Source organism: Synechocystis sp. FACHB-383, from assembly GCF_014698605.1.
Classification (GTDB): domain Bacteria; phylum Cyanobacteriota; class Cyanobacteriia; order Cyanobacteriales; family Microcystaceae; genus Synechocystis; species Synechocystis salina.
The window spans coordinates 14,133-34,493 of record NZ_JACJTJ010000050.1 but is presented as its reverse complement, the minus strand read 5'-3'; the positions used below and the strand labels follow the sequence as shown (position 1 = coordinate 34,493).

Below are 20,361 nucleotides of genomic sequence, written 5' to 3'. Positions count from 1 at the left end.
GGGCTGCTAAGCAAAAAATTAAGATACTCCCCAACAGTAACCCTAAAAACAGATCCGTGGCCATGGCATAGTTCTTTAAGCCTTATTAACATCTTTCCGCACCGCCTTAAACATGCCAAAGCGACAAAGTCCGGTGCCAAAGGCAAGGCGCATTAGCAAAATAGTGGGTACTTCCCGCACCGATTTGACAAATCCAGGCAAGCCATATTGCAACCAGCCCTGGGGCCGGATAATGCCCTGCCAAATGGTGTCCAACCAAGCGGGGAGGGTGGGGACAGTCCAATCGGCGGTGGTGACCTGGCCCTCCACTAACCCAGTGGCTTCCAGATTTTCCGCAAAACCTTCAATACTGGCAAAGGCTGGGTGGGACCATTGATCCAACAATTGCCTCATCACCGGTTTTTCCCAGAAATTGAGGGGCACTTGGCGATCGTCCCGCTGGTTCCAGTCCGCTACTACTAAAATGCCCCCTGGCTTGAGTACCCGCAGTAATTCCTTCGCAAAGATGGCTTTATCAGGCATGTGGGGCCCCGCTTCCACTGACCACACCACGTCAAAGCTAGCGTCGGGGAAAGATAAGGCCATGGCATCGTCCACCGCAAACTTGGCTGACAGGCCTGCAGGGGTTAATTCTGTGGCTCGCTTAACCTGTTGGGGGCTAATGGTGATGCCCGTAACGTTAAAACCATAATTTTTGGCGAGAATACGACTGCTGCCGCCAATGCCACAACCCACATCCAACACGGTAGTTCCAGGGGGTAATGTATCTAGTCCTCCCCACTTAGCCATGGCGTGGACAAAATCAATTTTTGACTGGATAAAATCCTTGGCTACTGGGGGATCGTCATAATGGCCGAGGTGGATATGGTCGCCCCAGTAATATTCCAAAATGCCGTCCTCCGTCCATTGGTCATAGGCGTTAGCCACGGAATCGGATGATTGATAGCCCCGGGCGGTGAATAAATATAATCCGGCGGCGATCGCCAGGGAGAGGGAAAAGAGGCCAGCGGGCAGAAGCAAAGACTCGGGCATGGAATAGTTAAAACAGCAGGGAAAGTTAAGTATTAATCTTGTTTAGGTTAACAAAGTTGGGCAGGGCCATGAATCGCTTCCAATCCATCCTTGGCCAAGACCAAGCCATTGCCTTACTACACCAGGCGATCGCCCAGGAGCGCATTGCCCCGGCCTATTTGTTGGTGGGGCCCAATGGGGTAGGCAAAAGTTTGGCTGCTAAGGCTTTTGGGGAAACCTTATTAATGGGATGGGAAGCTCAACCCAATCGCCAGGAACGTTTTTTTGCCGGCAATCACCCTGACCTCCTGAAAATAGAGCCAACTTTTCAACATCAGGGCAAACTATTAACCGCCCCCGAAGCCGAGCAAGCTGGGCTCAAACGACGGGCTGCTCCCCTGATCAGGGTCGAACAAATTCGAGAAATTAACCGTTTCCTCAGCCGTCCCCCTTTGGAAGCGGACAGAGCCGTCATCCTGATTGAGGAAGCCCAAGCCATGAATGAAGGGGCGGCCAATGCTTTACTAAAAACCTTGGAGGAGCCGGGGCGGGCCACTTTGATCCTGCTGGCCCCCAGCGTCGATGTCCTCCTACCCACCATTGTTTCCCGTTGCCAGCGCATTCCTTTTTATCGTTTGGGGGAAGATGACATGGCCAAAATTTTGCAAAGGCTAGGCCGTCAGGAAATCCTTAATCACCCTGAACTGTTGGCGATCGCCCAGGGCAGTCCTGGCATTCTGTTTGAAGCTTGGGAACAGATGCAGAGTATCCCCACTGAACTGCGGCAAAAGTTAATTCAGCCCCCCGCCGATCCCCTGGCCGCCTTTGATTTAGCCAAACTGGTGGACAGTAACCTCGACAATGGTGCCCAACTTTGGTTGGTGGACTATCTGCAATACCATTACTGGCAGAGCTACGGCCAACGGCAATGGCTAGAAATTTTGGAGAAAGCCCGTCGGTATCTGGCCGCCTACGTCCAACCCCGCCTCGTGTGGGAAGCGACTTTTCTGGCCCTCCATCGTCTGCCATCTTCCGGCGATCATCGCCAATAATCAAGATTGTTCCCTTTGAACGGTTCCAATGCCAAACCTCCCTGACAATGGGAGCAAAACGGGCCAAAAATACGTTTAGTCCGGGAAAGACTGTATCCTATGCTACATAATTGTTTCTTAACCTGCTCGTAGTATGGGGTCTTATTTGTTTCCGGCGAACCTACTCTCGGAAATACCTTCCCTTGTTGACCTAAATAAACTGCGGATAAAAACTTTTTAAGAGCACTGTTTCCGCCCAATTAACTCCTCTCCACCAGCCAACAAGCATATTTAGAATCCTTACGAGGTAATAATTTTTCGCGTATGACTAACCCTTTTGGAAGACGTAAATTTTTGCTGTATGGATCAGCAACCCTAGGCGCCAGTCTATTGCTCAAAGCCTGTGGTGGTGGGACAGAACCGACCACTGAACCCACCGGCACCCCCACCGAAGGAACGGCCCCCACCGGGGAACCAGTCAAAGTTGGTTTACTCCACTCCCTCAGTGGCACCATGGCCATCAGTGAAACCACCGTAGTGGAAGCGGCGGAACTGGCGATCGAGGAAATTAATGCGGCCGGTGGAGTTTTGGGTAGGCCCATTGAAGCCATCAAAGAAGATGGTGCTTCCGATTGGCCCACCTTTGCGGAAAAAGCAGCGAAGTTGATTGACCAAGACAAGGTAGTTAACGTCTTTGGTTGTTGGACTTCTGCTAGCCGTAAAGCGGTACTGCCCGTATTTGAAGCTAAAAACCACATGCTTTGGTATCCGGTACAGTACGAAGGTCAGGAATGTTCGAAAAACATTTTCTACACCGGTGCTGCCCCCAACCAACAAATTGAACCGGCAGTGGATTGGCTGTTGGAAAACAAGGGGAATAAATTCTTCCTGGTGGGTTCCGATTACGTTTTCCCCCGCACTGCCAACACCATCATTAAAGAGCAGTTAAAGGCCAAAGGTGGCGAAACCCTAGGGGAAGATTACCTGCCCCTAGGCAACACCGAAGTTACCCCCATCATCACCAAAATTCGGGAAGCCCTGCCCGATGGTGGCGTAATTTTCAACACCCTCAATGGGGACAGTAACGTTGCCTTCTTCAAACAGATCCAAGCCGCTGGTTTGACCCCCGACAAATATCCGGTTATGTCCGTGAGTGTGGCGGAAGAGGAAGTACGGCAAATCGGTAAGGAGTATCTGCTCGGTCAGTATGCTTCTTGGAACTATTTCCAAAGCGTGGATACCCCCGCAAACCAGAAGTTTGTAGCGGCCTTTAAAGCCAAGTATGGCGAAGACCGGGTGACCAATGACCCTATGGAAGCGGCCTATATTTCCGTTTACCTCTGGAAAGCAGCGGTGGAAGCGGCGGGTGATGTAGGGGAAACCCCCGAAGGGCTAGAAAAAGTCCGGGCGGCGGCGATCGGTCAAACCTTTGATGCCCCAGAAGGCATGGTGACCATGCAACCCAACCACCACATTTCCAAAACTGTCCGCATTGGGGAAGTCAATGACGAAGGTCAGTTCACCATTGTTTGGTCTAGTGAAGGCCCCGTTGATCCCATCCCCTGGAACCAGTTCGTACCGGAAACCAAGGGTTTCACCTGTGATTGGACCCGCACCGATGTGGAAAACCCCGGTAAGTTCAAAGCCAGCTAAGGTGGCATCTTTTTCAACCGAGTAAATAGCTATAACACTGCTCACTGTTTGATGGTTTGAGTTATTAGGGCCATTGGCTACATTGATTTCCCCCTGACGGGATTTGAATGGGTCAGTGGCTTTTTCTTGCTCCATTGAGGGTGATTAGGTCAAGATAGGCCCTACGTTTATTCTCCTTGGCACCCATGGCTAAAGCCCGGACAAAGTTTGTTTGCTCTGCCTGTGGAGCCGACCATGCCCAATGGTTTGGCCGTTGTCCTAAATGCCATGAGTACGGCACTCTCCAGGAAGAGGTGGTCAATGCCGTTTCTAGCGGTACCAATCGCCGCAGTTTAGGGGCGCAAAAATCCGGTTCTGCCAGGGTAAAAACTGGGCAACCCCAGGCGGCTTTAACGTTTTCTCAAATTCACCAGGAAAATCAAGGGCGTTTTCCCTCTGGCTATGGGGAGTTAGACCGGGTTTTGGGGGGAGGCATTGTGCCTGGGGCATTAATTTTAATTGGGGGAGATCCGGGCATTGGTAAATCGACTTTGTTACTGCAAGTGGCTTTCCAGTTAGCCACCCGTTTACCCAGGATTTTATACGTTTCAGCGGAAGAATCGGGACAACAAATCAAGCTCCGGGCCACCCGTTTAGGTATTACCCAAACTGTCAACGCTAGTGACGGCACAATGGCAGAGGCAAACCTCCCCCATGACGGCAATTTATTTGTTTTGCCAGAAACTAATTTGGAGGATATTTTGCGGGAGTTGGAAGCCCTGCAACCCCAGGTGGCCATTATTGACAGTATTCAAAATTTATATTTTCCAGCCCTTAGTTCAGCCCCTGGTTCCGTTTCCCAGGTCCGGGAATGTACAGGTCTGTTAATGCAATTGGCCAAACGGGATCACATTAGTTTATTTATTGTCGGCCATGTCACAAAGGAAGGGGCGATCGCCGGGCCGAAGGTGCTGGAGCATTTGGTGGACACGGTGTTATATTTCCAGGGCGATCGGTTTGCGTCCCATCGTTTACTCAGATCTGTTAAAAATCGTTTTGGTGCGACCCAAGAAATTGGCATTTTTGAAATGGTGCAGTCGGGACTGCAGGAAGTGCTCAATCCGTCCCAATTGTTTTTGGGCAGTCGGGAAGAATTTATGTCCGGCACTGCCATTACGGTGGCCTGTGAAGGAACTAGACCCCTGGTGGTGGAGTTACAGGCCTTGGTTAGTCCCACCAGTTATGCTTCCCCCCGGAGATCAACTACAGGGGTGGATTACAATCGCCTTTTGCAAGTTCTTGCCGTACTGGAAAAACGTCTGGGGGTACCCCTTTCTAAATTAGATGCTTACCTATCCGTGGCGGGGGGTCTGGAGGTGGAAGAGCCGGCGGTGGATTTGGCCATGGCGATCGCCCTGGTGGCCAGTTTTCGGGACCGGGTGGTGGATCCAACCATGATTATTTTGGGGGAAATTGGTTTAGGGGGTCAAATTCGCCCCATTTCCCAGCTAGAAATTCGTTTAAAGGAAGCGGCCAAGCTCGGTTTTAAAAAAGCCATTGTCCCTAAAGGTCAGACTGGGATTGAATCCGCTGGCATTAAACTCATCCCTGTGGGTAAAGTCTTTGCGGCGATCGCCGTTGCCCTACCAGCCAATGAAGACACTAGTACAAATAAGGAGATGTCAATAAAATCTGAAACTCCGCCCCATCTCCCCGCCATAAAGTGATCCACGGGGTCAATTAACTCCAGATTTTACTGTTTTTTAACAGCCATCAAATCGCAGGCAAATCTAATCTAATGTTTGACAGGCTGTCTGGAGTAATTTATTAACGATAAACCTAAAATAAGTTAATTGTTCTGTTCGTTATCCTGAAAGACCCCGATGAAAGCAATCGCCTTTGTGGCCAGTGTTTTTCTTACCGCCGTTCCTCTGAGTTTGCCCGTTTTAGCTGGCAACGAAGATCCCCTCTTTATCAGAAAAATGGGTTTAAAACCCTGTCCTGAAGGACGGCTTTAATTGGCAGGTGCAAGTTTTACACACAAAATATCTTGTGTAAGCTAAAATTTGGGTATGTTAACTATGACCTACGCCTACAAGCTGAAACCAACTCCACAACAAGTGTTAGACATAGAGGAAAACCTCAATGTCTGTCGCAAGGTGTGGAACTATGCCCTGCGGGAACGCAAGGATTGGTGTGCTTCTCGTAAGTCTCCGGTTAATGCTTGCTCGATTCGAGGTGAATACATTCTCTGTGCGGACGAACCCTTTCCTGATTACCATGTCCAAGCAAAACGCTTGACAGAGGCAAGAAAACACATTCCTGAATTAGCTAACACCCATTCCCAAATACTTCAACAAACCTTAAGGCAGTTGGAGCGGGCTTGGGGTGATATGCAAAAAAGAGGGTTTGGTTTTCCACGCTTTAAAAAGCGGCACAGTCTGCGTTCTTTTGTCTTCCCTCAGTTAGGGAAAAATCCGGTGTCCGCAGAAGGGATCAAACTTCCGAAAATTGGCATAGTGGCGTGGCACTATTCCCGTCCTATTCCAGATGGGTTTATGGCGAAACAAGCGAGGGTAGTGAGAAAAGCATCGGGCTATTTTGTCATGCTTACCTTGCAATCAGATGTGAGTGTTCCTGATGTGCCTTTCCACGGCCATCCCATCGGTGTTGATGTGGGATTGGAATATTTCCTGTCCACATCCGACGGTGTACAGGTAAAACGTCCCCGTTTCTTCGGTGAACTTCAACGTCAGCTTAAATTGCTACAACGAAGGCTCAAAACTAAGCAAAGGGGAAGTGCCAATGAAGCTAAACTCCGTCGCAAAATAGCAAGACTTCATGAAAGAATTGCTGATACCCGTAAGGATTGGCATTTTAAGTTAGCTCACCAGTTGTGTGACCAGGGAGACTCCATTTTTGTGGAAGACCTTGATTTTCGCATTATGGCTAAAGGAATGCTAGGAAAGCACACTCTCGATGCTGGACTAGGACAATTTGTTAATCAGATTTTGCCTTGGGTCTGTTTTCAAAGAGGAGTGTTTTACGGCAAGGTAGACCCCAAAGGGACAAGTCAACAATGTCCTGATTGTGGGGCTAGGGTCTCAAAGGACTTAAGCGTGAGAATACACCACTGTCCTGAATGTGGCTCGATTAAACCTAGGGATACTGCCGCCGCCCAAGTAATTTGTACCCGTGGGCAACGGGGAATAGAAAATGTCTGTGGAGTCGAGGTGACGGGGATTCTGGTAACAGGGTCTAGTCAACTGGCTGTGAAGCAGAAAACCTAGATTGTGAGGTCTAGAAATCCCCCGGCTTTAGCCGGGTTGGAGGATGTCAACAACCTCACCACCGATCAAGCTTATCGTAGCACCATGGCGATCGGTTTTTCCCAAGCTCAATTGGAACGTGGACATCCCCTAACCATTTTTCTCAATGACCAGGGCATCTTGCTCGCTTCCAAGGCCAAAGCTGATCAGTACCAAGAGCAACAAGCAACTCTCCGGGCCATTATGAAAAAGGGCGGCCTGGTTATCGCTTGTCCAGCCTGCATGAAAAAGTATGGAATTAGCGAAAGCGATCTGCTGGAGGGAATCAAAGTCGGTAATCCGGCCCTAACTGGAGAAGCTTTGTTCCAAGATGACACCAAAACCCTTTCCTGGTAACGACTGAAATTAAGCAAATCTAAGGACAGAAAAGAGTGTCCTTGGTTTGCCTGCCCGTGGTTGGGTTAGTCCCCTTTGCTAGCCCGCAAAGATACTCCTCTGTGTCTAGTCTTAAAATAATGTCCGTTAGGTCTGCCCCCTCAATGTCCACTTCACCAAACTTAGTATTGGTGCCAAAGGAACCCTCCAAACGGGCATTGCGGAGATTGGCATGGGTCAAACGGGCGGACTCAAAATCCACTCCCCGGGCGTCCGCTCCCTCTAAAATGGCACCGTCCATGTTGGCGGAAAAAAACCGTGCTCCCTGCAGATTAGCTCCGGTGAAATCCGCGCCCCGTAAATTGGCATGGTCAAAGATGGAACCATGTAGATCTTGATGGGAAAAATCCGCCCCCACCAGGTTGCCCCGGTTGTAGTCTAGGGCGAGGCTAGGGCTAGTGAGGGTGACAAGGGCCAGGATGAAAGTGGCAACTAGTAAGCCAGCTTGAACTACGGGTTGCCATCGGTCCAGAGGCTTTGCTTTTTCCCTCTGGACCCCGGCGATCGCCTTCCATGGGAATAGATTATGGACGAAAAATTTTTGACAAATTACTAAAAAGTTCATTAACATCCAACTCCCATAGCGCTTACCTTTTTCCACTATACATCAGCGTCTGAGAGCCTGTTAGTCAAGTTTTACTTCTCGAACCAATCTGCTTATATCTAATCAGAGGAGAGAATTTTTACTTAGTTTTCTTAAACATTGGAGCATTAGGAAGGCTTCTTAAAAGCAGACTAAACATCATCATTTCTACAATTGTACCGATCAATCATCCTGCAGGGCTAAAAGTTTTTCATTCAACACCTGTAAATATTCATTACTGATGTCATCGGCTAATATTCCCTTCGCTAAGGCATCATTAATAGCACTTTTTTCTGCTATGTAGAGACGACGGTATAGACCATCAATGTATTCTTTTTCTACCTCACCCTCAGAAAAAATTAAATTTCTTTGGTTATAAAAATTTCTTAATTCTTGCTCAGAATTGGCAATGCGAGCTTGGTAATCGGCGAATAATTCTTCGTACAAAAACTTAGGTAAACTGCCAGTTTCCAACAGATATTTTAATTCCCCTTGGGCCGCCTTCGCCGTAACTAAATTTAGCTGGAGCACAGCAATTTTTTCGGCCAGGGGAGACGGTTTGCTCAATTGTAATTTTTTCACCACCCAAGGCAGACTTAAACCTTGCCCAATTAGGGAAACCATCACAGTGCTAAAGACTAAGGTAACCACCTGCTCCCTTCCCGGTAAAGTGAGGGGCAGGGCCAAAGCTAGGGCCATGGAAAGAGAACCTTTAACATTGCCGGCGATTAGCACATGTTGCCAGCGCAGGGGCAAAGGCCGGTCAAAGAAGCGGAGTAGATAAAGGAGGGGATAAATGGAAAAAATACGGCCAATTTGGTAGGCCACAATGGCAATTAGGGCGGCGGGAATGGTGGCCAATAGAATGCGGGGATAGACCTCAATGCCCACCAAGAGAAAAATCAGGGTGTTGACGCAAAAACCGGCATATTGCCAGAAGCTTAACAAGGTAACTTTGATGGAAGCGGAGGTTTCCTTGAAGGCTAGGTTGCCGATTACTAACCCTGCCACCACCACGGCGATCGCACTGGAAACCCCCAAAAATTGACCAATTTGAAAGGTTCCTAGGGATACGGACACCGTCAGCAGAATGTCGCTCAGATCGTCGTCTAGCTGACGGAACAGGCCGACGCACAGATAACCAAGTCCCAGCCCCAGCAAACCGCCCCCCACAAAGGCAATAAACATTTGCCTAATGCCTTGCCCTGGGGTAAAGGTTCCCTGGACATGGATGGTGGTAATTACACTGAGCAGCACCATGGCCACCCCGTCATTGAGCAAGCTTTCCCCTTCCACAATGGTGGCTAAACGTCGGGGCACGGGCACTGTCCGAAAAGCAGCAATCACAGAAACGGTGTCGGTTATGGTCAGGATCACGCTGACCCCAGCGGCGGTAATCCAAGCTAAACCAAGCCCTATCTTCAATAACACTGCAGTAATGGCCGAGGAAAGCACTACCCCCGGCCCCGCCAATAGGGCAATGGGTTTAATGGTGCTACGCAGGCGGCTAATGTCGGTGTTAATGGCCGCCTCAAAAATGAGAATGGGCAAGAATAGGTTGAAAATTAATTCGGGGTTCAGACCAATGGAAAGATGACGGGGGATGGCCAAACCCGCCAGCACTAAACCGACCACGTAGGGAATCTTGAGCCAGCGGGCCACCAGGGCTACTAAGGTAGCCACCAATAGCAGAATGATCAGATTCTCCACCAAGGTGGTGATGGCTAGGTTACCTAGGGCTGATTCTGGCTCTGCAGGAAGTTTATCGATATTGATTTCCGCACTGACAGCCAAATATCTAATCATTATGTTTGGTGGTATCCCCCATAATGGGTGGTGACTATGCCTGGGCTAGTTGCCCCCTAACCATTTTTGGCCATTTAACCGCTGTAGGATGTAGAGCACCATCAAATCAAGGGTGACTTTGCGCTCGTCAATCATAAAGGACTCCAGGGTGCTGGGGGGACGATTATCAACGCTGTAGGCAAAGCCTTTGGGTCCCTTGATGTCTTCTTGGAAGAAATAGAGGCTGAATTGTTTCGCAATCTGGCGATCGCCGCTCCAGGTGCCTTGTACTTGCCAGTAGGCGGTGTTGTCGGCACCGGGGATAGCTAGGGGGTTTTGGTTAAAGTCTAGAGCCACCTGACCCAGACCAATTTTACCGAGAGCACTTTGGAGGGCGGGGAGAAAATCTTGCTGGATGAATTCGGTGAAGGGCTTATCTTCTACTGCGGGGGGTTTAGCTTTCTTTTCAGCGGGGGCTTTGGCTTCTGTCATTAATTTGGGGGGCGATCGCCATGATAAGGAAAAGGGAGTGAGCGCCACTGGGGGCAATCACAAAAAAAATAACAAATATTAACGGGGTTCACCAGGGGTAACGGGGGCTCCATTAGTCTTTTTTTCCGTGACCCGACGCAAGACCCCATTGATAAAACGGTGACCATCCTGGCCAGAGTAGCGTTTGGCCAACTCCACCGCTTCGTTAATGGCTACTTTTTGGGGCACACCGAGGTAATCCAGTTCGGCGATCGCCAGGCGGAGTATATCTTGATCAATTTTGGCCAGGCGGGACAGTTGCCAGTCCACCATGGCTTCTTGCAGTTGCTCATCGATTTGCTGACGGCGGCGACAGACGGTGCCAATTAATTCCAACGCAAATTTCCGTACTTCCATTTGTCCGGCCAATTGCAACGTTTCCGGCAAATCCACTGCTAGGGCTAGGCGATTAATCACGGTTTCCGTTAGGGTCATGGCTTCTTCCAGCATGGCCTTGGCACTGTTGAGGTTATTGGCCCGAATTTCACTGTTTAACAAGCGTTCGTGACTACGACTCAATTCTGCCGAGGCTGTTTCTAAAATTTCATGGACTTCCCCACTCAAGGTGCGGGTGGCGGCCAACAGCAATGCTTCCAGGTCGCCTTGCTCCAAGGTTTCGGGCTTGGTGTCCTTGCGGCTCAATTGGCTCAGGCTCAACAAGGAGAGTTCACGGGCCACACGGCGGGGTTGTTGACGGGGAAGCATAGGTTCAATTCTCAGCAAATCAGGAGCAATACTTTTTCTGATCCTATGCCCATTGTTGGTTACTTGGACAATCTGGCCCAGGTCTTGGCGATCGCCGGCCCAATTGCGATTACTATTCAACTCACCAATGCCCATGGGTTGGCGATGCACTAGAGCGCTACCAAAGGATTGGGCAAATTGTGTATTAGTGGCAGAATAGCTCCATGGCCCTAGGGGATTTGCTGAAAATGGTTAATTGGACTAGAAATTGGTTGGGTTTTTCGTGTTTATTTTTGCTCACCCTGGTGGTAATGCTGGGGCTGAAACTTTTGTTGGCCAGTCCGGTGGTGGCCCAATCCCCCCCAGGTTTTATCCAACAGGGCAATCAAATTAGCATTGACGGCAAATCCTACCCCGTCGCCTGGGGCCAATGGCAGGAAGGGGGACAGATCCGCACGGGCTTAGGGGATACCGGGGCCATGCAGTTTTTGGGGCTGGATCTCCTCGATAACGCCAATCCCAACCAACAACCGGTGCAATGGTTCAGCGGCGATCGCCAAACTTTAAACGCCCGCTTTGTGGCCCCCAATCGTTACCTGGATGTAACTCCCCTATTGCAACCGTTGGGTACAGCGCAGTCCCAGGGCAATACCCTGATCATGCCCAATCCCAATGCCCAAATTCTGACCGTGCGGGACGGGAGGCAACCCTGGGGGGAAAGGGTAGTGTTGGAACTGAGCCGACCGGCTTTTTGGCAAGTGAGCCAAGCTAAGGAAGAAGCGGTTTTAACCATTAACGCCAGCAGCACCATCGGTGGCCAAGGCAATGCCAACTCCCCCGGCCTACAAGGCATTGACCAGGACGATTTGGGCGGCAAAACCAGCGGCGGGCAACAAATTCGTTATCGCCTGGAAAGATTGGGTTCCAGCAGTAAAGTGCATTTTCAATTGCCCGTGGGTTACAAGCTCCAAGTTAGTACCCTCACGGCCCCCCTGCGACTGGTGATCGATGCCCGGGCCGATGCTCCCCCAGTAAAAACCATCAACTGGGCAGAAGGCATTACTTGGCAACAACGCTTTGTCAACATTGCTGGGGGTCAGTTTCCCGTCACCACTGTTACGGTAAATCCCCGATCGCCGGCCATTTCCCTACGACCCCTAATGGCTAATCCCACCATGGCCCAGGGTACTGCTCCGTTAGTGACCATTGCCAGGGATCAACAGGCGGCGGTGGCCATCAATGCGGGCTTTTTCAACCGCAATAATCAACTTCCCCTAGGGGCGGTGTGGAGTCAGCAAAATTGGCGATCGGGACCCATTCTGAACCGGGGGGCGATCGCCTGGAATGACCAAGGACAAACCACCTTTGGCCGCCTTTCCCTCTCGGAAAGTATTACCACTGCATCGGGACAACGGTTAACCGCCAATTATCTCAATAGTGGCTATGTGCAACGGGGCATTGCCCGATATACCCCCGCCTGGGGGCCAACCTATGTTTCCCTCAGTGATAACGAACAGGTTTATGTGGTGCAAAATAACCAAGTCACCGCCCAATATCCCTTGCCCAAAGCGGGACAACAACAAATGCCCATCCCCAGCGATGGTTATTTAATCATTGACCGGGGTAACCAAATTCCCGCCGGAGTTTTAGCCGTAGGCACCACTATCAATGTCAATGGGCGATCGACACCGGAAGCGTTTAATGCTTTTCCCCACGGCATGGGCGCAGGGCCCCTCCTGATTGACCAAGGACGCATTGTGCTCAACGCAGCCGGGGAAGGTTTTTCCAGTGCCTTCCAACAGCAACGGGCTTCCCGCAGTGCGATCGCCGTGGACAGAAACGGCAATATTATGCTGGTGGCTAGCCATAACCGGGTGGGGGGAGCGGGAGCTAGCTTGGGGGAATTTGCCCAAATTTTGCAACAGTTGGGGGCAGTGAATGCCTTGAATTTGGATGGCGGCAGTTCCACTTCCCTAGCCCTGGGGGGTCAATTGTTGGATCGATCGCCAGTGACGGCAGCCCGGGTGAGCAATGCCATTGGGGTGTTTGTCCGTTAAGCCCGAATCAGTTACTTTTTAGAGAATTCAATTCAACCGCCAAAGTCAATCCGCCAGATACCCGCTGCTATTTTAGCCAAGTGTTTTTGTCGAGATTCAATTTTTAGTTCATCCCACATATCGTAATGTTCGGCGATCGCCCGGGTAATTTGGAAATCACTTTGGGCATAGACAGCCCGTTTTGTTTCATAATCTCCATTGCCCAGATCCCGATTACGGGCCGTTCTGAGGAGAGTCATATTGCCGAGCCGGTAAATTAAGCGGTCCTGTTTAACTTCTTCAATGGCAGACCAAGCGATGGAAGGATTTTCGGGCAGAATATGTTCCAGGTTGTAGGTGGCGCTTTCAAAATCAAAGGCTTGACCCGATTTTTGTTTCTCGATGGCAAACATAATGTAACGAACAACCTTTTTATTGCGACTGTAGGTGGTGCGGAGTTCTTTGGCCGCAAAGGCATTTTTAAACTGATCATCGTCGGGATAAACGGCTTGTAAAGCCATCAGTACCTGTTGATAGGTAACATAGGTTTGGTTAGAAACTTTGACGGCAATGTCATTGTAAAGACGTTCTTGGTCATGGCTTTGCAGGTTACAAATAACGTTGTAGCGAAAGGAAATGATGGCGATCGCCCTAATGATACGGGTAAAAGTATCTCGATCTGAGTCGAAGAAATGACGATGGCAAGCCAGAAGCATGGCCAAGGGTTGGCGCACGCTAAACATCAATAATTGCTGGAGACTCTGTTTTTCTTCTGGGTTCCAGGTTGGATCTTGGGGATCCCGGAGAGCTGCATAGATAGCGGCACACTGATCGAGGCTACGAACCAAGCCAAAGGCATTTTCCCGGCTAGTGACCTGTCGTCGGATGGTTTTAAACAAGTCGGATTTACGTACTAGTTTGTGCCGACTATTCCAAAATACCCGCAGAAATTCGGGAAAGCTTTCACTACCTAGTAGTCCCACAATTCGTTCCCATTGCTCTTCTAAAGCCCGCATTTCCGTTTCGTGGGTTTGTGCAGTGCTGATCAGAGAGAATAAATAATTCTTCAATAGGTCGGTGGCGGAAAGGCGTACCCCTCTGGCGTTTAAGGTTTCAAAGACCTTGAAGGCATTAAGTTCGTCGGTGACAGTGATGACAGTAAAAAAAAGTTTATCCACCAGGGCGTCAATGAAGGCGGCAAAGTTCTGTCCACTGTCGAGTTGGTTGCCTATTCGTGTTTTAATGCGGTCTTTGAACCAATCAAAGGCTTTTCTGAGTTGGTGTTCGGAAGCATTGAGTCCCCGTTGGGGAATATGTTCTAAGGGAACCAGGTAGATTTGATAAAAGTGATCATTGTGGCGATTAAGTCGTAATTTGGGCTGGGCAATGAGACTGACCGGATCGAGGTAACCGATGTAGCTATTTTGTAGTTGTTCTTGACGACGGCGGTTGTTGTCAGCATCTAACCCAGCATTGATTAAGTCTTTCAAGTGGCTTAGCCCCGCCAAAATCATAATGCTGATAGTGGTTAGCCGTTGTTGACCATCAATAATGTCGAAGCGTTTGCTATCGGAGGATTGTAGTACTAAATAGCCCATGTAGTGAGCCGGTTCACCGTCTGCTTCAAAGAGGGCAGTAATGTCTTGCCAGAGGTCGTCCCATTCGTCGTCCCCCCAGGAATAGTCCCGTTGGAAGGGGGGAACGTGGTAGCTCAGTCCATTGCCAAGTAATTGACGGAAGGTAGAGTTAGTGGTGTTGAAATTTAATGTTGCCATCTTTACCTCCCCCTAAATAAATAATAAATACTTGACCAAAAGGGGTTAAAATCGCCGGCTGATGAAGGCAGTAAATATTTCTGCACGAATAAATTAAACTCTTCCACTGAGAGAGATTCGTCCAGAAACGGTTCGATCGCCTGTCGGCGCAGGGCACGTAATGCGGGAATATCTAAACCCAGTTTCGTGATGGTGGTAATGGCAGCTTGATCCTGCTCATAACGAGGCTGGATATAACCATCAGCAGTGAATTGAAATGATGTTTCACACTTGGGGTCAAGGGGAGAAAGTAATAATGCTGGGTCAAACCAATTATCTTTGAGCTTGCCGCAATGACGAGGTTCTCCTTTTTTAATTTGGTCTTGGCAAGAACAGAGTAAATTATCAAAATCTAAGGAATTAAGTGGGAACTTACTTTGGGGGCGAAAATGCTCAACATGAGAATCATCTGGGTCTAATCTTTGTTCACAGTAACAGCAGATATAACCTTGTTCTTGCATTAGAGCCTGTTTAATCGTTTTTTTAAGGTCACTGCCCAGGCGTGCATAAAGGGGTTGCCAATCATCGTTGCTTTGTTGTTTCCACTGAAGGATTTCTTGTGGTTCAGCCTGTTTTTGGATATATTTCATCGACCAATGATCTCCTTGCGTCGAATTAGCACCTCGGCTTTAACCAATTCAGGGTCGTTACCGATCGCCACTTTCATGTCCGTAATAGCCTGTTTTGCTGTGGGGAGTTCTCCTTGATCGATGAGTTCGTAAATGCGATGAAGATCCTGACTCACTTGCTGGGGTCGGGTGGTGTGTAAACCCATTAGATCTTCTAAAATTCGGTCTACCGTTTTCCCGTAGGATGCACTGGGTTGAGTCACGGTTATGTTATCGAGAGTTTGGGTCAGGAGAAAAATATTGTCAGGTTGGACATGGGTTAAGACATGGGGGGAATGGGTAGAAACAATAAATTGGCAGTAGGGAAACACGTTAACGAGTTGAGGAATAATCATTCGCTGCCAAGTGGGATGGAGATGCAGATCGATTTCATCAATCAAAACAATGCCTTTTCCCTCTAGTGGGTTCCCGATGGGGTTGGCGATCGCTAATCGTCGAGCTATATCACCAATCATTGCAATCAAACATTTTTCTCCATCTGAGAGTTGATTAATAGTAAAGAATTGTCCCCACTTTTGAATTTCCATTCTGAGAGGGTTTCGTCTCACGTTTAAATTTTCAAAGTCAGGTAGGAAATGTTTTAGAGCATTACGAACTGCTTCCAATTGAGGATCTGGACTAAAATCTTGAGAATGGGTTAAAAACTTTCGACTTTCATTTTCTAAATCTTCTCGTTCCCGGAACCACTGAAAAAATGCCATGAATGTGGAACTTCCTATTAAGGCTTGATCATAGGCTTCCATCAAATCAAAAGTCTGGTTCTGTCTAGGTTTTAAAGAAATTTTGTTTACAGCCCGGCCTACGGGGTAGAAAACAAATATTGGTATATAGGTCTTGCCTTTTGTAGCTATGATACTAGCTTGTATTTTTTCTACGTACTTATTCAATAAAGCACAATCGCTAAAATTAAGAGAAGAAGAAGAACCTTGACGCCTTTTGCCAACTAACCATTTCACTTGTTTATCATCGTCAATCAAACTTATTTCAATTGAAGCATTGGGTTCGTCAATTTTAATATCCTCTTCCGAGATTGAATCTCGTTTTTTCTGGAGTCCTTGAATTCGACTAACTGTCCAGGACAGCATGAGGGCGATCGCATCAAGAATGGTGGATTTCCCCGCTCCATTACAACCCACCAGCACGTTTAAGTGGGGCTGCAACTCCATTGTCAAGGACTGCGCTCCACGATAATTGTGCAGGCTTATGGTTTTGATGTGCATGGTTGCGGTTGAATACCTGTTAAATGGCAGAAGCCATGGAAAGCCTCTTCATTGTAATGTACAATGTGAGCACAACTAATGGGCATTAACAATCCCTGTTAACAAGTTATGAATAGCAAAGTTTCCCACACTAGAGACGAGCGTGTGCAGTTGCGTTTAACCCAACGGCAAAAAGCGACAATCCAGCAAGCGTCCCAAATTAAGCAGACCTCGATGACAAGTTTTATTTTGGAGCAGTCCTATCAAGCCGCGTTGGCAGTGGTGGGAAATCAGCAACTATTTTCCCTATCGGACCAGGCATGGGATGACTTTTGTATAGCATTGGAATCACCTCCGAAATCTTTACCCCGTTTGCGGGATTTATTAACAGAGCCTGGGGTGTTTGATGACTAAAGGAAAATCATTCCAGGCCCCGATCGTCTTGGAGCCTGGCCATGAGCTGGGGACTTTTGATTGTGGTGTTCCCGAACTGAATCTGTTCTTGCAGAAATATGCGTTGACCAATAGCCGTAACCACAGTGCCAAAACCTTTGTAGCGTTGGGGGAGGCTGGGCAGGTGATTGGTTTTTATAGTTTGGTGGCGGGGGCGGTGGAGCATGAAGCCGTACCACCGAGGGTGAGTAAGGGTTTGGGAAAATATCCCATTCCGGTGATTGTTTTGGCGCGGTTAGCGGTGGATCGGCGTTATCAAGGTCTGGGGCTGGGGAAAGGTTTGTTAAAGGATGCGTTGTTACGGTGTTTAAATGTGGTCGAGCAAATTGGAGCAAGGGCGATCGCCGTCCATGCCAAGGATGAGGAAGCGGCGGCGTTTTATGAACGCTATGATTTTGAGCGATCGCCGTTGTCGGAATGTCATTTATATTTGTTAGTCAAGGATATTGTTAAGACGGCGGGGATTTAGATGAGCCAGGTTTTTTTTGTGAGGAGTTTGGTAAATTTGGGTTAAAAAGGTAGTGGCATAAATTTCCAGAAACCAGACAAAGTCTTGGTAAATTTCAAGGATAGCAGCAAGCAATTCTGTCTTAGCTAATTGAGATTCCATTCTAGTTTCTGGGTTGAGCAAGAATCCATTGGTTTTGTTAACGGTAATACCATAGTCCGTCAAGCAAGAAAGGGCAGTATCTGGGAGACAAATAAGAATAGAACATTTACCAAAAATTAAATCCTAGAACTAGAAGTCAAGTAAGTTGGAGAGTGCTCTCAATCAATGCTAAGGGGGTCCACATCAATATCTAGGTAAACAGAGTTAGGACAGATTTGTTTAATTCTCTCCAGGGGTAAAATTACCTTCACAGAACTAGGGTATTTAATTAAGAACTGCCAGCGGTACCGTTGGGCAATGCGGAGAATACTGGCCGGGGCCGGTCCTAAAATTTCCACTGTCTTGGGTAAAAGTCGTTCGCACAAAGCGGCGATCGCCTGAATGGTGTTTTCTACTTCCTTTTCATTGGTCCCCAGACAACGGAGCAGAATTAACTTGCCGTAGGGAGGATAATTTAACATTTCCCGTTGGGGTAACTCCTGGGCAATGAAACCATGGTAATTGTGGGTTTTGACCGCTTGGATGACGGGATGGTGGGGAGTATAGGTTTGGATAATCACCTGGCCCGGTTCTTCCCCCCGGCCGGCCCGGCCACTCACCTGGGTTAAGGTCTGAAAACCCCGCTCAGCGGAACGGTAATCGGCAAAATTGAGCAAACTATCGGCGGCCACCACCCCCACCAAGGTAATTTGGGCCAGGTCCAACCCTTTGGTTAACATTTGGGTTCCCACCAGTAAATCCGCTTCTCCCCGTTTAAATTGATCCAACAATTGCCGATGGGCTCCCTTTCTGCGGGTGGTGTCACTGTCAAAGCGAATCCAACGTAAATCGGGAAATTCCTGGGTTAGGGCTTCGGTTACTTTCTGAGTGCCACTGCCAAAAAATTTCAGATAGGGAGAGGAGCATTCTGGGCAAACCTTGGGCTGGGTTTCCGCATGGTTACAGTAATGGCACCGCAGGAGGGGTTGGGCATTGCCCTGGACGTAGTGATAGGAAAGGGAAACGTCACAGTTGGGACATTCCAACACGTAACCGCAGCTGCGACAGGAGACAAAGGTGCTATGGCCCCGGCGGTTAATGAATAAAATACCCTGCTGTTGTTTGGCTTTTAATTCCCCCAGGGCAGTTTGCAACGCTCGGCTGAAAATGGAGCGATTGCCCTGTTTTAATTCCGCCCGCATATCAACAATTTTAACCGGGGGTAGGGGGCGGGACTGTACCCGATCGGGTAACGCGAGGTAATGCCTTTGGGGGTCGCCTTGATGTTGATGAACCGTATGCCAACTTTCCAAAGCAGGGGTGGCAGAACCGAGGATGAGGGGACATTGTTCCAGCTCGGCCCGGCGTTGGGCCACGGTGCGGGCATGGTAATTGGGGCTGGACTGGGTTTGCTTAAAACTACTGTCGTGTTCTTCGTCGAGGATGATCAGTCCTAACTTGGGCAGGGGGGTGAAAATAGCGGACCGGGTGCCAATGATAATTTGTTCGTGGCCCAACAGGGTTTGGCGCCAGGTGTCGTATTTTTCTCCGGCAGATAGGGCGCTATGGTACACGGCCACTTTCTGACCAAAGCGGGCCCGAAAACGGTCGGTTAACTGGGGAGTTAAACCAATTTCTGGTACTAACACTAAAACCGATTGCCCGTTGCCCAGGCGATCGCCACAGATTTGCAGGTAAACCTCCGTTTTGCCGGAGCCGGTGACGCCGTGGAGTAAAACTTGGTGATAACCCTGGAGGGGGCGGATGGTTTGGCAGGCTTTTTCCTGGGCTGGGGTTAATGTTGGAGCTTGGCTAGCATGGACCTGGGGTTGACCCAAAAGCCGTAATTTTTCCCGTTCGGCGATCGCCACTAGCCCTTTTTTGGCCAAAGATTGAATGGTGGAGGCGGAACAGGGCACCGCTTTGAGCAAATCCGCTAACCAGAGTTCTCCTCCTTGGTTTTTGAGCACGGTCAGGGCCCTGGCCTGCAATTCCGTCAGTTTGAGGCTAGGGTCAAAGTTTAATAAAGTCACCATTTTGGGTAACTGGGGCCGCACCGCCTTGGGGGGTTCTAGGTAACTTTCCACCCATTGCCGTTTGAGCAAATCCCGCAACGCCTTGGTTAGTCCCGGTACTTTTTGCCGCAGATAACGGTAACTGTAATCCCCTTCTTTGGAAGACTGCAGTAGGGTCAAAATTTGCCTTGCTCCCTGATGGGACGGTTGACTCAAAAACATGGGCCAATCCGACGGTAGGCGATCGCCATTTAACCTAATGCGGCGCTGGGAACGCTGGAGTAATCCCGGTGGCAAAGCCATGCGAATGACGGTGATTAACTCCGTACAATAATATTCCGCCAACCAATGCAACAGCCGCCAATAATGGGGCGCAAAAAAGCCCGACACAATTACGTCTTGGATTGGCTTAATTTTTTCCGGCGGTAAGTCTGGGGGCAAGCTGGCCACACAGCCCACCACCACTCCCCCTAACTGTTGGTTGCCAAAGGGCACCGCCACAATGTCCCCATCCTGCACCGTTAAATCAGGGGGAATGGCATAGGTGTAAATGCCATCGGTTTGGGGCAGATCCACCAACACCACTGCCCAGGGACGCACCTGATGTTCTTCTCGATAGTCAAAGCCCAACTCCGCCAGGGCCAAGGGAGAAACCGTCATACCGT

At 49.2% G+C, this 20,361-nt stretch carries 18 protein-coding genes; 9 read left to right on the top strand and 9 right to left on the bottom strand.

The features are described 5' to 3' along the window. Nucleotides 1-75: 75 nt before the first annotated feature. Nucleotides 76-1,032, bottom strand: coding sequence for a methyltransferase domain-containing protein (locus H6G45_RS15590; RefSeq protein ID WP_190599320.1), 957 nt, complete (start codon nucleotides 1,030-1,032; stop codon nucleotides 76-78). A gap of 68 nt (nucleotides 1,033-1,100) precedes the next feature. On the opposite strand from H6G45_RS15590, the gene H6G45_RS15585 reads away from it, so the two are divergent. The 6 genes from H6G45_RS15585 (at nucleotide 1,101) to H6G45_RS15565 (ending at nucleotide 7,339) form a co-directional block, all read left to right on the top strand. After that, nucleotides 1,101-2,063 carry a DNA polymerase III subunit delta' gene (locus H6G45_RS15585; RefSeq protein WP_190599319.1) on the top strand — a complete coding sequence of 321 codons (963 nt, stop codon included), beginning with the start codon at nucleotides 1,101-1,103 and terminating at the stop codon, nucleotides 2,061-2,063. Between the two features lie 303 nt (nucleotides 2,064-2,366). Continuing rightward, complete coding sequence (gene urtA, locus H6G45_RS15580) at nucleotides 2,367-3,695, top strand: urea ABC transporter substrate-binding protein (RefSeq protein WP_190599318.1); 1,329 nt, start codon at nucleotides 2,367-2,369, stop codon at nucleotides 3,693-3,695. 185 nt (nucleotides 3,696-3,880) lie between these two features. Further along, complete coding sequence (gene radA / locus H6G45_RS15575; protein WP_190599317.1) at nucleotides 3,881-5,401, top strand: DNA repair protein RadA; 1,521 nt, start codon at nucleotides 3,881-3,883, stop codon at nucleotides 5,399-5,401. A gap of 156 nt (nucleotides 5,402-5,557) precedes the next feature. Further along, nucleotides 5,558-5,692, top strand: coding sequence for a hypothetical protein (locus H6G45_RS19890; protein ID WP_277922729.1), 135 nt, complete (start codon nucleotides 5,558-5,560; stop codon nucleotides 5,690-5,692). Between the two features lie 63 nt (nucleotides 5,693-5,755). Continuing rightward, complete coding sequence (locus H6G45_RS15570) at nucleotides 5,756-6,964, top strand: transposase (RefSeq protein WP_242018198.1); 1,209 nt, start codon at nucleotides 5,756-5,758, stop codon at nucleotides 6,962-6,964. Between the two features lie 3 nt (nucleotides 6,965-6,967). After that, a complete protein-coding gene (locus H6G45_RS15565; protein ID WP_190599315.1) occupies nucleotides 6,968-7,339 on the top strand; it encodes a DsrE family protein in 372 nt (123 codons plus the stop codon). A gap of 19 nt (nucleotides 7,340-7,358) precedes the next feature. Here H6G45_RS15565 and H6G45_RS15560 read toward each other — a convergent pair whose 3' ends face one another. From H6G45_RS15560 to nusB, 4 genes are all read right to left on the bottom strand, one after another. After that, nucleotides 7,359-7,943 (bottom strand): pentapeptide repeat-containing protein, encoded by a 585-nt coding sequence (locus H6G45_RS15560; protein WP_242018197.1) that lies wholly within the window; start codon nucleotides 7,941-7,943, stop codon nucleotides 7,359-7,361. Between the two features lie 201 nt (nucleotides 7,944-8,144). Continuing rightward, complete coding sequence (locus H6G45_RS15555) at nucleotides 8,145-9,767, bottom strand: sodium:proton antiporter (protein WP_190599313.1); 1,623 nt, start codon at nucleotides 9,765-9,767, stop codon at nucleotides 8,145-8,147. A gap of 45 nt (nucleotides 9,768-9,812) precedes the next feature. Beyond that, the gene (locus H6G45_RS15550; RefSeq protein ID WP_347338279.1) at nucleotides 9,813-10,286 is read right to left on the bottom strand and encodes a DUF2996 domain-containing protein; all 474 of its coding nucleotides are present in this window, start codon (nucleotides 10,284-10,286) and stop codon (nucleotides 9,813-9,815) included. Between the two features lie 30 nt (nucleotides 10,287-10,316). Next, nucleotides 10,317-10,982: a transcription antitermination factor NusB gene (gene nusB, locus H6G45_RS15545; RefSeq protein WP_190599312.1), complete on the bottom strand. Its 666-nt coding sequence runs from the start codon at nucleotides 10,980-10,982 to the stop codon at nucleotides 10,317-10,319. Between the two features lie 227 nt (nucleotides 10,983-11,209). On the opposite strand from nusB, the gene H6G45_RS15540 reads away from it, so the two are divergent. Further along, a complete protein-coding gene (locus H6G45_RS15540) occupies nucleotides 11,210-13,018 on the top strand; it encodes a phosphodiester glycosidase family protein (protein WP_242018196.1) in 1,809 nt (602 codons plus the stop codon). A 32-nt stretch (nucleotides 13,019-13,050) separates the two neighbouring features. Here the strand turns inward: H6G45_RS15540 and H6G45_RS15535 are convergent, their stop codons facing one another. The 3 genes from H6G45_RS15535 to H6G45_RS15525 are packed head-to-tail and all read right to left on the bottom strand — an operon-like array spanning nucleotide 13,051 to nucleotide 16,660. Beyond that, on the bottom strand, nucleotides 13,051-14,772 hold the full coding sequence (locus H6G45_RS15535) for a DUF262 domain-containing protein (RefSeq protein WP_190599310.1): 1,722 nt from the start codon (nucleotides 14,770-14,772) through the stop codon (nucleotides 13,051-13,053). Between the two features lie 2 nt (nucleotides 14,773-14,774). After that, nucleotides 14,775-15,401: a retron system putative HNH endonuclease gene (locus H6G45_RS15530; RefSeq protein WP_190599309.1), complete on the bottom strand. Its 627-nt coding sequence runs from the start codon at nucleotides 15,399-15,401 to the stop codon at nucleotides 14,775-14,777. Further along, on the bottom strand, nucleotides 15,398-16,660 hold the full coding sequence (locus H6G45_RS15525) for an AAA family ATPase (protein ID WP_190599308.1): 1,263 nt from the start codon (nucleotides 16,658-16,660) through the stop codon (nucleotides 15,398-15,400). The genes H6G45_RS15530 and H6G45_RS15525 overlap by 4 nt, the downstream gene beginning before the upstream one ends. A 108-nt stretch (nucleotides 16,661-16,768) precedes the next feature. On the opposite strand from H6G45_RS15525, the gene H6G45_RS15520 reads away from it, so the two are divergent. Further along, nucleotides 16,769-17,053: a DUF1778 domain-containing protein gene (locus tag H6G45_RS15520; RefSeq protein ID WP_190599307.1), complete on the top strand. Its 285-nt coding sequence runs from the start codon at nucleotides 16,769-16,771 to the stop codon at nucleotides 17,051-17,053. Beyond that, nucleotides 17,046-17,561 carry a GNAT family N-acetyltransferase gene (locus H6G45_RS15515; protein ID WP_190599306.1) on the top strand — a complete coding sequence of 172 codons (516 nt, stop codon included), beginning with the start codon at nucleotides 17,046-17,048 and terminating at the stop codon, nucleotides 17,559-17,561. Before H6G45_RS15520 ends, H6G45_RS15515 begins: the two co-directional genes overlap by 8 nt. Before the next feature lie 299 nt (nucleotides 17,562-17,860). Here H6G45_RS15515 and priA read toward each other — a convergent pair whose 3' ends face one another. Next, entirely contained in the window at nucleotides 17,861-20,356 is a 2,496-nt protein-coding gene (gene priA / locus H6G45_RS15510; protein ID WP_190599305.1) for a primosomal protein N', read from the bottom strand. Nucleotides 20,357-20,361 lie beyond the last annotated feature (5 nt).

What these genes read in the sequence shown, in the direction of transcription:
- H6G45_RS15590 (WP_190599320.1), bottom strand. Translation starts at nt 1,032, where the DNA reads ATGCCCGAGTCTTTGCTTCTGCCCGCTGGCCTCTTTTCCCTCTCCCTG.
- H6G45_RS15585 (WP_190599319.1), top strand. Translation starts at nt 1,101, where the DNA reads ATGAATCGCTTCCAATCCATCCTTGGCCAAGACCAAGCCATTGCCTTA.
- urtA (WP_190599318.1), top strand. Translation starts at nt 2,367, where the DNA reads ATGACTAACCCTTTTGGAAGACGTAAATTTTTGCTGTATGGATCAGCA.
- radA (WP_190599317.1), top strand. Translation starts at nt 3,881, where the DNA reads ATGGCTAAAGCCCGGACAAAGTTTGTTTGCTCTGCCTGTGGAGCCGAC.
- H6G45_RS19890 (WP_277922729.1), top strand. Translation starts at nt 5,558, where the DNA reads ATGAAAGCAATCGCCTTTGTGGCCAGTGTTTTTCTTACCGCCGTTCCT.
- H6G45_RS15570 (WP_242018198.1), top strand. Translation starts at nt 5,756, where the DNA reads ATGACCTACGCCTACAAGCTGAAACCAACTCCACAACAAGTGTTAGAC.
- H6G45_RS15560 (WP_242018197.1), bottom strand. Translation starts at nt 7,943, where the DNA reads ATGAACTTTTTAGTAATTTGTCAAAAATTTTTCGTCCATAATCTATTC.
- H6G45_RS15555 (WP_190599313.1), bottom strand. Translation starts at nt 9,767, where the DNA reads ATGATTAGATATTTGGCTGTCAGTGCGGAAATCAATATCGATAAACTT.
- nusB (WP_190599312.1), bottom strand. Translation starts at nt 10,982, where the DNA reads ATGCTTCCCCGTCAACAACCCCGCCGTGTGGCCCGTGAACTCTCCTTG.
- H6G45_RS15540 (WP_242018196.1), top strand. Translation starts at nt 11,210, where the DNA reads ATGGTTAATTGGACTAGAAATTGGTTGGGTTTTTCGTGTTTATTTTTG.
- H6G45_RS15535 (WP_190599310.1), bottom strand. Translation starts at nt 14,772, where the DNA reads ATGGCAACATTAAATTTCAACACCACTAACTCTACCTTCCGTCAATTA.
- H6G45_RS15530 (WP_190599309.1), bottom strand. Translation starts at nt 15,401, where the DNA reads ATGAAATATATCCAAAAACAGGCTGAACCACAAGAAATCCTTCAGTGG.
- H6G45_RS15525 (WP_190599308.1), bottom strand. Translation starts at nt 16,660, where the DNA reads ATGCACATCAAAACCATAAGCCTGCACAATTATCGTGGAGCGCAGTCC.
- H6G45_RS15520 (WP_190599307.1), top strand. Translation starts at nt 16,769, where the DNA reads ATGAATAGCAAAGTTTCCCACACTAGAGACGAGCGTGTGCAGTTGCGT.
- H6G45_RS15515 (WP_190599306.1), top strand. Translation starts at nt 17,046, where the DNA reads ATGACTAAAGGAAAATCATTCCAGGCCCCGATCGTCTTGGAGCCTGGC.
- priA (WP_190599305.1), bottom strand. Translation starts at nt 20,356, where the DNA reads ATGACGGTTTCTCCCTTGGCCCTGGCGGAGTTGGGCTTTGACTATCGA.